Source organism: Microvirga mediterraneensis, assembly GCF_013520865.1.
GTDB lineage: Bacteria > Pseudomonadota > Alphaproteobacteria > Rhizobiales > Beijerinckiaceae > Microvirga > Microvirga mediterraneensis.
This window is the reverse complement of sequence record NZ_JACDXJ010000001.1, coordinates 1,665,001-1,679,418: the sequence shown is the minus strand read 5'-3', so window position 1 is coordinate 1,679,418 and position 14,418 is coordinate 1,665,001. Positions and strand designations below refer to the sequence as shown.

General features: G+C 64.1%; 14 protein-coding genes. 6 read left to right on the top strand and 8 right to left on the bottom strand.

The window, feature by feature from the left end; translation table 11 throughout:
• The first annotated feature begins 71 nt into the window (after nt 1–71).
• On the top strand, nt 72–704 hold the full coding sequence (locus H0S73_RS07885) for a S24 family peptidase (RefSeq protein WP_181051629.1): 633 nt from the start codon (nt 72–74) through the stop codon (nt 702–704).
• 8 nt (nt 705–712) lie between these two features.
• Here the strand turns inward: H0S73_RS07885 and H0S73_RS07880 are convergent, their stop codons facing one another.
• The gene (locus tag H0S73_RS07880; RefSeq protein ID WP_181051628.1) at nt 713–2,434 is read right to left on the bottom strand and encodes a lysine--tRNA ligase; all 1,722 of its coding nucleotides are present in this window, start codon (nt 2,432–2,434) and stop codon (nt 713–715) included.
• A 104-nt stretch (nt 2,435–2,538) separates the two neighbouring features.
• Nucleotides 2,539–3,417, bottom strand: coding sequence for a transporter substrate-binding domain-containing protein (locus H0S73_RS07875; RefSeq protein ID WP_425488181.1), 879 nt, complete (start codon nt 3,415–3,417; stop codon nt 2,539–2,541).
• 64 nt (nt 3,418–3,481) lie between these two features.
• Here H0S73_RS07875 and H0S73_RS07870 point away from each other — a divergent pair, with 64 nt between their 5' ends.
• Nucleotides 3,482–5,365 carry a glycosyltransferase gene (locus tag H0S73_RS07870; RefSeq protein ID WP_181051627.1) on the top strand — a complete coding sequence of 628 codons (1,884 nt, stop codon included), beginning with the start codon at nt 3,482–3,484 and terminating at the stop codon, nt 5,363–5,365.
• Here H0S73_RS07870 and H0S73_RS07865 read toward each other — a convergent pair.
• The 3 genes from H0S73_RS07865 to H0S73_RS07855 all read right to left on the bottom strand — a co-directional run bounded on the left by H0S73_RS07865 (nt 5,308) and on the right by H0S73_RS07855 (nt 8,484).
• Nucleotides 5,308–5,475: a hypothetical protein gene (locus H0S73_RS07865; protein WP_181051626.1), complete on the bottom strand. Its 168-nt coding sequence runs from the start codon at nt 5,473–5,475 to the stop codon at nt 5,308–5,310. The two genes, H0S73_RS07870 and H0S73_RS07865, sit on opposite strands and share 58 nt — an antisense overlap.
• A 64-nt stretch (nt 5,476–5,539) precedes the next feature.
• Nucleotides 5,540–7,687, bottom strand: a complete 2,148-nt coding sequence (gene recD2 / locus H0S73_RS07860) for an SF1B family DNA helicase RecD2 (protein WP_343058271.1) — start codon at nt 7,685–7,687, stop codon at nt 5,540–5,542.
• Nucleotides 7,688–7,818: 131 nt separating this feature from the next.
• On the bottom strand, nt 7,819–8,484 hold the full coding sequence (locus H0S73_RS07855; protein WP_181051624.1) for a trna delta -isopentenylpyrophosphate transferase: 666 nt from the start codon (nt 8,482–8,484) through the stop codon (nt 7,819–7,821).
• A gap of 340 nt (nt 8,485–8,824) precedes the next feature.
• Here H0S73_RS07855 and H0S73_RS07850 point away from each other — a divergent pair, with 340 nt between their 5' ends.
• Nucleotides 8,825–9,475 carry a hypothetical protein gene (locus H0S73_RS07850; protein ID WP_181051623.1) on the top strand — a complete coding sequence of 217 codons (651 nt, stop codon included), beginning with the start codon at nt 8,825–8,827 and terminating at the stop codon, nt 9,473–9,475.
• A gap of 89 nt (nt 9,476–9,564) precedes the next feature.
• Here H0S73_RS07850 and H0S73_RS07845 read toward each other — a convergent pair whose 3' ends face one another.
• From H0S73_RS07845 to H0S73_RS07835, 3 genes are read right to left on the bottom strand one after another with little or no spacing between them, the layout of a single operon-like run.
• Complete coding sequence (locus H0S73_RS07845; RefSeq protein WP_181051622.1) at nt 9,565–10,566, bottom strand: metallophosphoesterase; 1,002 nt, start codon at nt 10,564–10,566, stop codon at nt 9,565–9,567.
• Nucleotides 10,563–12,398, bottom strand: a complete 1,836-nt coding sequence (locus H0S73_RS07840) for an ATP-binding protein (RefSeq protein WP_181051621.1) — start codon at nt 12,396–12,398, stop codon at nt 10,563–10,565. Before H0S73_RS07840 ends, H0S73_RS07845 begins: the two co-directional genes overlap by 4 nt.
• Nucleotides 12,395–12,691 carry a hypothetical protein gene (locus tag H0S73_RS07835; protein WP_181051620.1) on the bottom strand — a complete coding sequence of 99 codons (297 nt, stop codon included), beginning with the start codon at nt 12,689–12,691 and terminating at the stop codon, nt 12,395–12,397. Before H0S73_RS07835 ends, H0S73_RS07840 begins: the two co-directional genes overlap by 4 nt.
• A 290-nt stretch (nt 12,692–12,981) precedes the next feature.
• On the opposite strand from H0S73_RS07835, the gene H0S73_RS07830 reads away from it, so the two are divergent.
• Genes H0S73_RS07830 through H0S73_RS07820 form a run of 3 tightly spaced genes read left to right on the top strand, consistent with a single transcriptional unit; the run spans nt 12,982 to nt 14,319 of the window.
• Entirely contained in the window at nt 12,982–13,596 is a 615-nt protein-coding gene (locus H0S73_RS07830; protein WP_181051619.1) for a hypothetical protein, read from the top strand.
• 5 nt (nt 13,597–13,601) lie between these two features.
• Nucleotides 13,602–14,015 carry a hypothetical protein gene (locus tag H0S73_RS07825; protein WP_181051618.1) on the top strand — a complete coding sequence of 138 codons (414 nt, stop codon included), beginning with the start codon at nt 13,602–13,604 and terminating at the stop codon, nt 14,013–14,015.
• Nucleotides 14,016–14,043: 28 nt separating this feature from the next.
• Complete coding sequence (locus tag H0S73_RS07820; protein WP_181051617.1) at nt 14,044–14,319, top strand: hypothetical protein; 276 nt, start codon at nt 14,044–14,046, stop codon at nt 14,317–14,319.
• The last annotated feature ends 99 nt before the right edge of the window (nt 14,320–14,418 follow it).

The following is a 14,418-nucleotide window of genomic DNA, read 5'->3' as shown; positions in this document are numbered from 1 at the left end:
TTTCGGTCACATTTAATTCCTAATTGTAGGTTCGCTTTCATTAGATTTCGCTCTTAGCGAAGGTTCGTACAATGCTATCTCACGAGCGCGTGTGGGCTGCTATCGATGCATTGGCATCACGTCATGGCATGACCGCATCAGGACTGGCGCGCAAGGCCGGTCTCGACGCGACCAGCTTCAACAAGTCGAAGCGCGTGAGCCCCGAAGGCCGGGAGCGATGGCCTTCCACGGAATCCATCTCGAAAATCCTGAAGGCCACCGGGGCGACCCTGGAGGATTTCCTCCGCCTCGTCGAGCCCACCGGCTCCTTGCGCCGCTCCATGATCCCGTTGATCGGCATGGAGGATGCGGCCGCCGGCAAGGTCTTCAATGAAGAAGGCATGCCCAACGAGGGCCCGGGCTGGGACGAGATCGAGTTCCCCGACTTCGGGCAGGAGAAGGTTTTTGCCCTCGAGGTCACGGGCGACGCCCTCGCCCCCCTCTATCGCGACGGCGACATCCTCATCGTCTCGCCGACGGCCAGCACCCGCAAGGGCGACCGGATCGTCGTGTGCACGACCACCGGAGGGATCCTGGCCAAGGAGCTCAAGCGCCGCTCGGCCAAGACCCTGGAGATGGCGTCCCTGAGCAAGGACCAGGAGGATCAGGTGATCCCGGCCGAGGAGGTTTCCTGGTCGGCCCGGATCATGTGGGCGCGGCAATAGGCGCCGTTTTAAGCCGCGCGCTCCTTCAGGAACGCCTCGTGCTCGCGCACGAGGTCTCCGTTCAGCGCCTTTCGGATCAGCGCCCGCGTCTCCTTCACCCCGTAGAGGGCGATGAACGAGCCGAAGCGCGGACCGCGTGGCTCGCCCAGCAGCACCTGATAGATCGTGTTGAACCACTCGATGGACACGCCCGGCCGCTCGGGCGTGGCGCCCTTGGCCTTGAGGTCCTGATAGCGCGGCTCGGCCCGACCCACATTGTAGATCTCTTCCTGGATCGCTTCCGCCGTCGCGGGCCGCTCGCCCGACTCGAAGGAGCCGAGCACCTCTTCCAGGCGCTTCAGCGACGCGGCTTCGACTTCATCGGCGAGGCGATAGGCCTTCTGCGGCTTCACGAAATCCTCGAAGTAGCGCACGGCGCGCTTCACGAGGCTGTCGAGGCGCGGATGCGTTTCGGGCGACACGCCCGGCGCATAGCGGCGGATGAAGCCCCAAAGGACGTTGGGATCCTCGGAGTTCGCCACGGCCACCAGATTGAGCAGCATGGAGAAGGAAATCGTCGTGCCCGGCTGGTTGCCGCCGCCCGACGAGACCAGCTCGGGAGCCGGCGGCTCGCCGGAATGGAGATGCCAGACCGGGTTCATCAGGCGTGCCTTGGCATCCTGCGCCGGATACTTCTCCAGGAAGGTCAGGTAATCGTCCACCTGCCGCGGAATCACGTCGAAATAGAGCTTCTTCGCCTCACGCGGCTTGTTGAACATGAACAGCCGCAGGCTGTCCGGCGTGCCATAGGTCAGCCATTCGTCGATGGTGAGCCCGTTGCCCTTCGACTTGGAGATCTTCTGGCCCTTCTCGTCCAGGAAGAGTTCGTAGTTGAACCCGTCCGGCGGCAGGCCGCCGAGCGCTTTGGCGATCTCGCCCGAGAGCTTCACGCTGTCGATCAGGTCCTTGCCGGCCATCTCGTAATCGACCCCGAGCGCCACCCAGCGCATGGCCCAGTCGGGCTTCCATTGCAGCTTGGCGTGGCCGCCCGTGACCGGCGTCTCGAAACGCTCGCCCGTATCGGGATCGCGCCAAACGATAGTGCCGGCATCCAGCTTGCGCTCGTCGATCGGCACCTGCATGACGATGCCGGTCTTGGGGTGGACGGGCAGGAAGGGCGAGTAGGATTGCTGGCGCTCCTCGCGCAGCGAGGGGAGCATGATCGCCATCACGGCATCGTAGCGCTCGAGCACCGTGAGCAGGGTCTTGTCGAAGCGACCGGCCTTGTAGCACTCGGTCGCGGACATGAACTCGTAATCGAACCCGAAGGCATCGAGGAATTCGCGCAGGCGCGCGTTGTTGTGATGCGCGAAGCTCTCATGGGTGCCGAACGGATCCGGCACCTGGGTCAGCGGCTTGCCCAGCGCAGAGGCGACGAGTTCCTTGTTCGGGACGTTGTCCGGCACCTTGCGCAGACCATCCATGTCGTCCGAGAAGGCGACGAGGCGCGTGGGGATGCTGTCCCCGGTCAGCACCCGGAAGGCATGACGCACCATGCTGGTGCGCGCCACCTCACCGAAGGTGCCGATATGCGGCAGTCCCGAGGGACCGTAGCCCGTCTCGAACAGAGCCTCCTTCTTCCCTGTCCGTTTGAGCCGCTCGACGAGCTTGCGCGCCTCCTCGAAAGGCCAGGCATTGGCGGTCTGGGCGGCTTCAATCAGGGCAGGGTCAAGGGTCAGAGGGTGAGACATGGGCCTAGTGCTTGCAGGAAATGCTTCCAGAAGCGCGGCACACTAGGGACGAGAGCAGCGAGGGTCAATGCGGTAAACCCGTCGCCGTCTCAACAGATCCGGTGTCAAAACGGGCTGATGGGGAAGAACCGCAGATAGAGCTCGGCGTATTTTCCTTCCTTCCAGAGCTGCTGCAGTGCGAAATCCAGGGCGCGGCGCAAGGATTCATCCTCGGTCCGCGTGATGAAGCCGATGCCCTCGCCGAAGAAGCGGCTCTCCAGGTAAGGCCCGCCGGAAAAGTCGCAGCAGCCGCCCGCCTCCTCTCCCCCGATCCACAGGGCGAGGCCGAGCCCGTCGGCGAACAGGTAATCGATTTCACCGGCCTTGAGGGCAACTTGCGCGGCGGCTTGGTCTGGAAACGGCTTGAGATTGCCGCCCGCCATAAAAGCCTTGGCGAAAGCTTCATGGGCCGTGCCGCCGACGACCCCGATGGCTTTGCCCTGCAGCGTCCTGGCTTCGGGCACCGGCTGATTGCGGTCCTTGCGCACGGCGAAGCGCGCCGGGATCTTGAAGTAGGGAGCCGTGACGGCAAACCGGCTCCGCAGATCCGTTGTGATCGGAATGGCCGCGGCCACCACATCGCCCTGGCGCTCCCGCAAAGCGTCGAGCAGGGTGTCGAAGCGGCGGACCTGGACGGTGCAGGTCAGGCTCAGCCGCTCGCAGGCGGCTCGGGCGAGTTCGACCGATAATCCGGTCGGATTGCCGTCGAGCCCCGGAAAGTGCAGCGGCGGGAAATCGTCGTCCACGAGGAAGCGGATCGTGCGAGTGGCCGGCAGGTCGGGGCGCTCGAGCAAAGCCTTGGGATCCCAGAAGTTCGGGATCGTCACGCCCTCGGCCTGGGCTTGGCCTGCCATCAGCAGGAGCACCGCCAAAGCCTGGAAAAGCCTTAGGGGGTTGATCTTGGCAAGGAAGCGCGCAACCAATGTAACAATATCCCGAAGCATCAATCGATCATCTCTTGCACGCAACCCGGCACCCACCAACAGCGCTCCGTGAAAGCGTCTGCTCATGAGGCAGGGTCTAGCGGAGCCGAGCCCACAGTCAACAGCGCTGCCGGTCGAGATTGGTTTCCTGGCCCATTATGGCCACGCCCCGGAAACCCTGCGCCAAGCCGCGATCCTCGCCCGTTTCGCCGGGGTCCCGGCGGATGAATTTCTGCTGAAGCACGACCTTGTCGACGAGGACGAATTCTATCGCGCCCTCGCGGCCGAGCTTAGGCTGCCCTTTCTGGTCTCCCCCCGCCTGTCGCAATCGGCTCGTTATCCCGACAGCCTTCTGGCGGGCATCGCTCCGTTGGCCGGCCTGCAGGCGGGTTTCGTAACGGCCCCTCGCGGCACAGGGCTCGTTCGTCTCCTGGGAACCCGGCTCCGCAGCGGGGAGCTTGCCGTCACCTCGCCATCACGCCTGAGGGAAGCGGTCTTTCGTGCACAAGGTCGGCAGATCGCCGATCGCGCCGCCTCGGATCTGGCCCGGCAGGCTCCCGAGCTGGCGACCGGCCTCAGCTATGGGCAGATCGCTGCCCTCTTCATCGTCCTGGCGCTCACCGCGTTCGGCATCGGCCACGCTCCCGGGACGACCCTGGCGATCATGGGGGCTGTCCTGGGGCCGCTGTTTCTAGGCATGACCGTCCTGAGACTCGTGGCTTCGGTGCTCGACCATCCGGTCGCGCCCAGCACGGAGGCTCCCCGCGCTGAGGATGCCGCCCTGCCGGTCTATACGATCATCGCAGCGCTCTACCGGGAGAAACGGGTGGCCGCCACGCTCATCCGAGCCCTGTCACGCCTCGACTATCCCGCGGCAAAGCTCGACATCAAGCTCGTGCTCGAAGCCGACGACCGGGAAACGCTCGATGCCCTTCAGGACATTGACCTGCCGGGCAACATGGAGATCGTCGTCGCACCTGAGGGCCAACCGCGCACGAAGCCGAGAGCGCTCAACGTCGCCCTGCCCCTGGCGCGGGGCCGTTTCACGGTCATCTACGACGCCGAGGACGTGCCGGATCCCAGCCAATTACGACTCGCCGTGGCCCGGTTCGCCAGCCTGCCGCCCCAAGTCGCCTGCCTCCAGGCACGGCTAAGCATCGATAACACGGACGATTCCTGGCTCACGCGGCTTTTCACCATCGAGTACGCGGCCCTGTTCGACGTGTTCAATCCCGGACTGGCTGAAATCGGAAGTCCCATTCCTCTGGGCGGCACCTCTAACCACTTCCGCACCTCGGTTCTGAAGGCGGTTCACGGCTGGGATGCCTGGAACGTCACCGAGGATGCCGATCTCGGCCTTCGTCTGGCGCGTCTGGGCTACGACGTCAGGGATCTTCCCTCCTCGACCCTGGAAGAGGCGCCGGGCACCCTGGGTGTCTGGATGCGGCAGCGGACTCGGTGGATGAAAGGTTTTGTCCAGACAGCGACAACCCATTCGCGCAGGCCGTGGGTTCTGCTGCGGCAATTGGGTTTCTGGCGGTTTTGCGGCGCTCTCGTCCTGACTTGGGGCATCGTGCTCAGAGCCTTGGTTTACCCGCTCTTTTCCGCGCTGTTCCTGACCTCATGGTTCTTCGGAACGACCGGGCTTTACACCTCTCGCTGGGACAACGTCGCCTGGTTCTATAGCCTGACGCTTTTCTTATCCGGCACGGCGGCGATCATGATCCCAGCCTTGGTCGCCCTGCACCGGCGCGGGCTCTGGCGGCTTTGGCCGTGGCTGCCGCTGCTCCCGTTCTACTACGGCCTCGTGAGCATTGCCGCCTGGAGGGGATTGTGGGAGCTGGCGACGGCAACGTTCCGTTGGAACAAGACGAGCCATGGCCACGCCCGGACATCGCGCGCCGGATTGGCTCAGAAGCACCAGGCGAGCGTGGACAGCACCAGATCGTTGAAGACGGCGCCCCCATAGCGCCACCAGAGGATCCCGCCGGATGCCACCAGACACAGGACAGTCCCGGCGAGCAGGCCCGTGCGGACCCGCCGTTCCTGCTGGTTGATCTGTCCGGTCTCGACATGCATGTCCGCGATCCCACAAAGATGTCGGGCAGTCACTATAGAGGGCTGCCATTGCAAGGGAAAGAGATCAGAGACTAAGCCAGTTCCGCAGACGGGAGAGGCGTGGCTCCTCCTCCTGGGCGACGGCCTGGGCGAGCGCCGCACGGCTTCCCACCAGGATGACGAGGCGGCTGGCGCGCGTCACGCCGGTATAGAGGAGCTTGCGCCGCAGCATGGAGGCCTGCTGCAATGCCACGGGAACGATCACCGCCGGATATTCCGATCCTTGGGCCTTGTGGATCGTCACCGCATAGGCGAGCGCCAGCTCGTCGAGCTCCTTCAGCGTATAGACCACGCGTCTGTCGTCGAACGCGACCGAGAGTTCGCCGTGCTCCCGGTTCACCTCACGCACGATCCCGACCTCTCCGTTATAGACGTCGCGCTCGTAGTCGTTCCTGACCTGCATGACCTTGTCGCCGGGGCCGTAGACCCATCCGGCGCGATGCACACTGTCGGGCCCCGGCGGATTGAAGATCTGCTGCAACTCGCCGTTCAGCATATGCGTGCCGAGCCGCCCGCGATTCATCGGGCACAGCACTTGGACGTCGCGCACGGGATCGAGGCCGAACTTCCTTGGAATGCGGTCACGCATGAGGATCGTCATTTTGGCCATGGCATCAGTCGGCGTGTCGGCCTCGATGAAATAGAAATCCGAATCCGGCCGGTGCGAGAGATCCGGCAAGAGGCCGCGATTGATGGCATGCGCCACGGTGATGATGCGGCTTTCCCGCTCCTGCCGGAACACCTCTTTCAGATGCACGACCGGAACGGCGCCGGATGCGATAATGTCGGACAGGACCTGTCCGGGCCCGATGGAGGGAAGCTGGTCCACATCGCCGACAAGGAGCAGGCAGGCCTCGTCCGGCAACGCGCGCAAGAGAGCCGCCATGAGCCGGATGTCGAGCATGGAAGCCTCGTCCACGACGAGGAGATTGCAATCTAGCGGCATTTTGGCGTTACGCCGGAACCCACCCTCGGACGCTTCGAGAAGCCGGTGCACGGTCTTGGCGGGGAAGCCCGTGCTCTCGGCGAGCCGCTTCGCCGCGCGCCCGGTCGGCGCGCAGAGGGCAACCTGCAACTCGTGCTTCGCGCAGAGATGCGTGAGGCTGCGAATGAGCGTGGTCTTGCCGACGCCGGGACCACCGGTGACGACAAGCACCTTCGCTTGGCATGAGGCAATGAGCGCGTCGCGCTGGCTCGCCGAGTAGGAGACGCCAGCAGCCAGTTCCGCCTCGGCGATCACCTGCGCGGTGTCGAGCCCGCGCCAGGGATGGACGCCTTGCGCGATCTCCTTCAGTCGTTGAGCAATGAAAATCTCGGCGCCGTAAAGGCTTTTGAGGAAGATGCGGCGATCGCCATCGAGTTCATCGGCTATGAGCCCCCCCGCTGAACATTGCGCATCGAGCACCGGCTCAAGCTCAGTCGACGGCACGTCGAGCAACGCGCCTCCCTGCCGCAGGAGGTCGTCGGCCGACAGGCCGGAATGTCCGTCCTTCACGGCTTCCGACAGGACGTTGGCGAGACCGGCCTGGAGCCGGATCCCAGCCGTCGGCTCGACGGCAAGCTGCATGGCAACCTGGTCGGCCAGGGCGAATTCGAAACCGGGAATGTCGAGGGTCAGCCGATACGGATTGGCCGAGATGATATCGATCGCCCCGACGCCATAGGCGCGGTAGATGCGCGTGAGCAGGAAGCCGCCGATGCCATGGGCGTTGAGGAAGGCCGCGATGTCCTTCAACGCACGGTGCTCCGCCCAGGCCTCGCCGATGCCGAGCGCTTTCGCCATGCCGATGCCGTGCACGCGCGTCAGCTCGTGCGGCTTCTTCTCGATGACGTCGAGGATGCGCGATCCGAAGGAGGCGATGAGCCGCTGCGCAACGGCAGGGCCGACGCCTTTCAGGAGGCCTGATCCCAGAAACCGCTGCAGGTCTTCCGCCGTCGTCGGAGCCGTGGTCTTCAGTTCGGCGGCGCGGAACTGAACCCCGTGGTTGCGATCGTGCAGCCACTCGCCGCTGGCCTCGACCACTTCGCCGATGGCGACCGACGGCGCATGGCCGACGACGGCAACAGGCTTCCGGTGGCCGCGCGCCTTGACGCGCAACACGCAGAAACCGGTCTCGTCGTTGTGGAACGTCACGCGTTCGATGGAGCCGACGAGATGTTCGGAGAGGGACAAGGCGTCCTGCCCAGGAGCAGGAAGGGCGGATGATTTCGGCATCGATCAGCGGGACCACGAGCGCCGGGACGCCATGAGACTAAGATGGGCGAGGCAGCTTGCGACTGTCTCGTCCATGATCGCAGCGAAAGTTAGGCTGCCTTCTTGGTCGGCCAGCCGAGTTCGACGAGGCGCGCCTTGGCGAAGTCACGGATCTCGTCTCGGATGCCTTCGGGAAGATCGGCGAGTGTCTTCTGCGTGTCGGCGTGGAGCATCAGGTCCGTGACCGCATTGATGGTCTTGGCCTTCTTGATCTTCGCCTTCAGATCGTCCTCGATTTTGCCATCGGCAACGGCCGCTTCGACCTTGCCCTTCTGCGGCTCGGTCTTCTCGATCTCCACATGCGGATCGGCGTAGCCCGGACGGCCCTGTTTGAACTCGTCGGCCTCTTCCTCGGAATAGACATAGCCGTGCAGCTCAATGAGCTTGAGGATCACGCGATCCTTCGCGCGCTTCTCCGCCATGGCGTAGACATACGCCGCCTGCTTGCCCGATACCCGGTAATTGACCCCGATGAGCGCTTCGCCGATTGACCACTCGACGCGCTCGCCCATGCGGCCTGTCACCTGGATGACGGCCTCGTCGCGTTCGGCGCGAATGATCTTGGGCTCGTCGAAGACGATCCTCGCCTGGGCGGCAATGCGCTCCAGAGTCTTGTGATAGATGACCGCGGTTCCCTGGACGCGCCAGACGCTCCCGGCCATCGGCTCGCCGAATTTCGCAAGCACCTCTGAAATTTTCTTGTCTGTCGTATTCATCCTCGATCCTAACGTTCTCAGGAGCCCGCAAATCGCTGACGCGCTCTTGTCGCAGCCATGTTCGGCAGGCGCGTTCGGTATTTGTTCTATAGCAAATTTATGCTGTTCGGTCCAATTCCGCGCTCCCGCCGCCAAACGATAATGCCTTATTTAACAGTCACTTGATCCATGTGCCATTTTGTCCCAACCCGCGCAAAAAGGTGCTTGTCGGAACTTGGGAGAACGTCTGCCCTCGCGAACCGTGCGAAGTTTGACCCGCACCACATTGTTCTGTATATGTTCTCATCTTAGCAATGGGCAGGATCGCCCATCCGTATGTAAAGCCAAGCTGGAGGCCCCGATGTCCGCGCAAGCGCTCCTCGACCTTTCGGACAGGCGCCCTGCCCGCCGCTCGGGAACCCGCCGAGCCCAGAAGCGCCCGTCTACGCCGCTCACGCGCAACGCCCTGATCGCCGATTACCTGGCGCTCTGCGAGCTCGATGCCGAGGTCGAATCCCTGCGTGCGCCTGCAGATCCGGCGGAATTCGCCATCGGGGACGAGACCATCGAACACGTGGCTGATTTCGAAATCGTCCGGGACGGCACCGCCTATCTGGTCGATGTGGTGACCGATGACGACCTTCTGAAGCATCCGCTGCGGGCTGCCGCGATCCATGGCATCGCCTCGTCGGACGGCCGCCTTTTCGTGATCGAAACGGCTGCCAGCATCCGGGCCGAGCCGCGCTTCACGACCATGCGCCTCATCATGGCCTGTAGACGCACGCCCGTCACGGCAGGCGACCGGGTGCGGGTCCTGCATCAACTCGACGAGGTCGGGGCGATGCGGCTGGTGGATTGCGCCAGCGCCGTCATGAACACGCAGGACGGTGTCGCGGCCGTCCTGGCACTCGCCTGCGAGGGACTGATCGCGGTCGATATCAGCCGCCCGATCCTGCCGGAAACGCAGGTGCGTAGGCGTCGCCTGCCTTACACGGACCCGTTCGCCTTTTAGAAGCTGTTTCCACTGACGTGGAACCACCTCTCTTCTTCGTTCGACCGCATCTTTGACGGTGAACCGGATCCACTTCACCGAGGAGTGCTCTAAGATTGCGCCGCGTGGCGTTCCACCGCTTCGCCGAGAAGCGAGCGCACGATGGCCCGCACGGCATCCGGTGTGTCGTCGGCGGAGAACTTCGCCTCGATCTCGTCGCGGACGATCGCGCCGTCGCCGCTTCGCTTCAGCTCCGTGGCCGATTCCGCCTGCAGCAGCGTCACGAAGGCGCTTTCCACCTCCCGCGCCACGACGGCTCCATCCGCCGCATTGACGACGCGCCCGGTCAGGTCGAACACATTGCTCTCATACGGCAGGGCATGCGGCTCCAGGGCGCCGCTGCCGTCCAGGATCCAGGCGCGCGGCACGTGATCCACGAGATCGACGGATTGGCGCGTGATGGTGCCGGGATTCATCCAGCGGGTGCGTCCGGCCAGGATGGATTTCTGCGTCTTATGGATGTGCCCGTTGATCAGGACGTCGCAGCCCTCGACCGCGAAGGGCGGCACTGCTCCGGGATAGCCGCCGTCGAAGGCGATGTCGTGATGTGTGAACCATGCGCGAAGATCGACGCCGGCGAAGGAACCGCGCGCATCGGTCGGGATCGGCTGGCCGTAGGGTGTCATGCCGATACCGATCCGGCGCGCATCGACCTGGAACTCGGTCACGGGCGCCGATGCGGCCACCACATCAACCACGTCGCACAGTCCCAGCAAGGCGAGCGAGTCGCTGTCCGTCAGCGTCGTATGCTGGATGTCATGATTGCCCACATTGACGATGGGCCGATGAGCAAAGCCTTTCAGAACGCGGATGAGCTGGTTCTTGAGCGCCACGTCAGTCTCGACCGGCCGGTCGAACAGATCGCCCAGGATCACGACGGCGAGCCCCCGCTCGTTGGCGATGGCCGCGCAGCGCTCCAGCTTGCCGAGCACGGCCTGGGGCCACACGGTATCCTTGCGCCGGCCTGGACGCCTTGAGCCCACATGCGGATCCCCGATCACGAGGACGCCGTTGCACGTGACGGTGGGAAGACGATCTCCGGACAGGATCATGCGATCAGCCGCTCCGACGGCGTGGAAGAGTGGGAGGAATGGGCGTGATGGTCCAGCAGGTTCTCGGGCTTCACCGGCGAACCGCAAGTGGGGCAGAGCCCGCCGGTCTCCTCCATGAGCTGCGCCATTTCCGTCTGCAGGGATGCGAGCCCCTCGCTGACCTGCGCAATGCGGCTCTGCGCGATCCGGGACGCGTTCCGAAGATCCGCCATGCGCGTCAGCATATTTTGCGCCGGGCCCGTGTTTTCAAGGCTTGGAAGATCCTCCGGCAAGTCCCGCAGCGCCGCAATCCGGGCTTCGCTCAAAGCAAGATCATGACTGAGCCCGACGACCCGCTCCGCGATCCGCCGACGCTCGCGCGAGCGCTCCACCGATCGCGTAAGGTTCATCAACTGCTCAGCCTCAGGCAGTGTCGCCGTGATGTCGGCGCGCGCTCGCGCTTTCTCCAGACGACCATGGAGATCAGCGAGCTGCGTCGCGCGCTGCCGCAGCCCCTGCAGCTGCAATGAGACCACCTTCAGGTCCTCGGCCTGGTTTCGGACAGCCGACAGCTTGTCCTTGAGCGCATCGAGATCGTTCATCCCATCGAGCGTTTCGCCCAGCGCGATCAGCTCCCGCTCCCCATTGCGCACGAGATCGGTGTCCCGCCGGCAACGCTCGCGATGAATGACGAGCATATCGCGGATATAGCCAGCCTCCTGGCCGATCGAGAGAACGGCCGAGCGGCGGGACGGCGTCTCTCCAAGAAGAAAGACGGGGAATTTCTGATGCGCGATCTGAACGTCGAGATCCTCCACCTTGCGGATACGGATGAGATCGGCAACCCAGTCCGGCACATTGCGACCGCCGGTCTCGTAGCGCATGCCCTGCTCCTCGACGAGGGAACCGTCCGCCTCGTGCAGGGACCAGATGTTGACGGGCGAACGGCGCGGCTGGCGCGTGAAGCGCAGAATCCGGCGCCCCGCCACGCCAATCTCGACGCTCGCCGCCCTCGTGCCCGCGCGCACGAGACTGTCGCGGGCCTCACCGTAGAACACCGCGCGCAGGGCGCGGATGAAGGTGGACTTGCCGCGGTTGTTCGGGCCGATGAGCGCGTTCACGCCGGGGGCTAGATGAAGCGTGGCGTCCTCGTAGGCCTGCACGTTGACGAGCCGGATGAACCGCAGCCCGGGCTGAGCTTCGTTCCATGCAGCATGGGTGTCGGTGGACTGCACCTCGACTCCGGAAACGGGCTCGCCGACGATGCGGGCGATGTGGAACGAGCCTGAGAACTGCGACAGGTCGTGATGCGAAACGGCGAGGCACTGCACGCCGAGACGCGCGGCGCCGTCCTCCAGCACCCTGTAGAAGGACGAGACGCGGTCGGGCGCGATCCAGCAATCAGCTTCGTCGAGAGCGAGGAAGCGGGCGACATCCGCCTTGACCACCGCGATCAGCCGCAGCGCCATGCTGATCACGTTCGTCAATGCGCCGCCATTGTCCTCCAGCACGTCCTCGAGCGTGCCGTCGGCGCGGCGCACGCAGATGTCGAGCGAAGCGAGACCGCGCTCGGTCGAGAGATCGAGCGCCACGGGCTTCTCGCCCGGCAGAACCTCCTGGACCAGGGCAGTGAGCAGCGTCTCGAACGCGGACAGGCTGCGGCGGCTTGCAGAGCCGTGCACGGCCTCGATGAAGGCCTCCACCTCGTCCTTAACGGCAAGACGCCCCTTGGCGAGCTCGATCTCCCGCGTCAGCTCCTCGCGGCGACCGCGCAGGGCATCGCGCCGCCCTTCCAGGCGCGCGAGGGAGGCTTGCGCCCGCGCGACGTCGTGATCGATATCGGGTCCGATCAACGCTCGTCTCCAAGCTGCTTGAGACGCGCTTCGACCTCGCGCAGGGCGGCGCCGAACTCGTCGGCGAGCTTGGCGTTGCGCGCCTGCGCATCCTCGATCAGTCCCTGGAGCTGCCCCTCGTCGTCGGTGCCGAATTCCGACAAGGCCAAGGCCCGCGCCTGCTCGAGTTCGCGCGTGAGACGCTCCACCTCGCCCTCGGCCCGGATCCTTTCCGCCCGCAGCTTGTCGAAGGTCTTGCGCATATCCTCCAGGCGTCGGAGCTGGTCTGTTTCGAGACGTGTCGGGCTGGTCATGAGGTGGCGAATCCGCTGCGTTGGAATGGTCGAGCTTCAGTTATCGCCAGCGATATTTCGCCGCAACGACTTTGCCTCTTTTTGATCGTGATCGAGAGCAATCTCTTCAATCCTGCCATCTGACCCTCCACATAGTATCCGTTACTCCGAGATTACAGTCCCACGATGTCGACTTTGCTTGACATGGCGGCCATCGGGAGTATGTTCTTGGTTTGTTCGCATCCTGTGTATGCGTCGTGGATGTGACGCCATTAGGGCAGCCGCGCCTCACCGCCGCAAAGGATCCTGCGATGACCGTCATGACGGAGGAAAGACCGATTTTCGAGAACGAGGAATGGCTCGTGGTCGAGAGCGGTCTGGAGCACAAACGAACCGGTTATTTCATCGACCGCGAGAGCGTAGGCCAGCGCCGCGAGGACGGCCTGTGGACATGGCCGCTGCACATGGCCGAAAAGACCTGGTGCGCTATCGAGCCGTTCTCCGAGGCGTTCTCCTGCGCGGCTTCGGTCTATGGGGTCGCGGCTGGCGCGGAACTGGCGCGAACCTTCAAGATGGCCCGTTGCGAGATCTCGCCCTGGCCGAAGGTCGCCAGAGAGACCAGCCGTATGTCGAATCCAGTCCCGCTGATCCCGCGAACCTTGCATTCGCGAGATCAAAACCCCATCTTTATCGAACCGCGCTCCTCGGACAAGCCTTTGAATGGTCAAGGTTTTCCGAGCCCGGACGATTCTTGGCGCATCCGTCCGCAATCGGGCGCGCGCCCGTTTCTGAAGAACCCGCGTATCCGTTCCGAACGCCCGAATCCGTCGCGAGAATCCGACCTTCCCTGGCGGGCGCAGCGCCGGATCCGAAAGACCGGGACAAAGCTCGTCCGGCTGCTTCAGGCCGCCTGGACCCTACGGTGAGAACCATGCCGAGCTTCGGCCTCGAAGAAACCATGCGCTACGGCGCCCATACTTTTCAGGGAGACGCCTCGGGCACAGAGGCCACGACTCCCGAGACGGCGGACGAGTTCGCCCAGCATGTGATCGAAGCGATCTGCCATGCGAGCGTGACGCCCGGCATCGGCCGTCGCACGTTCGAGCGCTGCATGCGCGCACTTGACTTCGGGTCGACGGTTCGCGTCGGCTTCCGCCACCCGGCCAAGGCCGAGGCGATCGACATGATCTGGCGCGAGCGTGAGCGCCTGTTCGAAGAGTACAACGCAAGTCCCGACAGGCTGCGCTTTCTCGCGACATTGCCCTGGGTGGGACCCGTGACGAAACATTCCCTGGCTCGCCGGCTCGGCATCTACGCGGAGCATGGGCAGCGGGCCGTTGCCTAAAGCGAAGAACAAGAAGAGGAATCACCCCATGGCCAAGGTCCGCGCAAGCGACGTCGGTTTCTGCGTTGTCGACGACAACGCCAATGTCATCGCCGACAACCTCGTTCACCGCATCCGCGAGGCTGCCGCCGAGATGGAGAGCCAGGTCAACCGGCTCTATCGCGGGCGCGAGGCGTACGATCTCGAGGACGGCACAAAGCTCGATCTCGACAAAGCCGTCGAGCAGCTGACCTACATGGCCCGCACTCTGCGCGAGGTCCAGAGGGAGCAGTCGAAAGTAGTTTATCTCCAGGCGGCGGAGTAATCCAACATTCTCTGAAGCGGTGCTTTTGGCACCGCTTTTTTTGTGGTTCGCGCGCACTCACATCTTCACGGGTTGGACGAACAGAACGAGCGGAGCGTG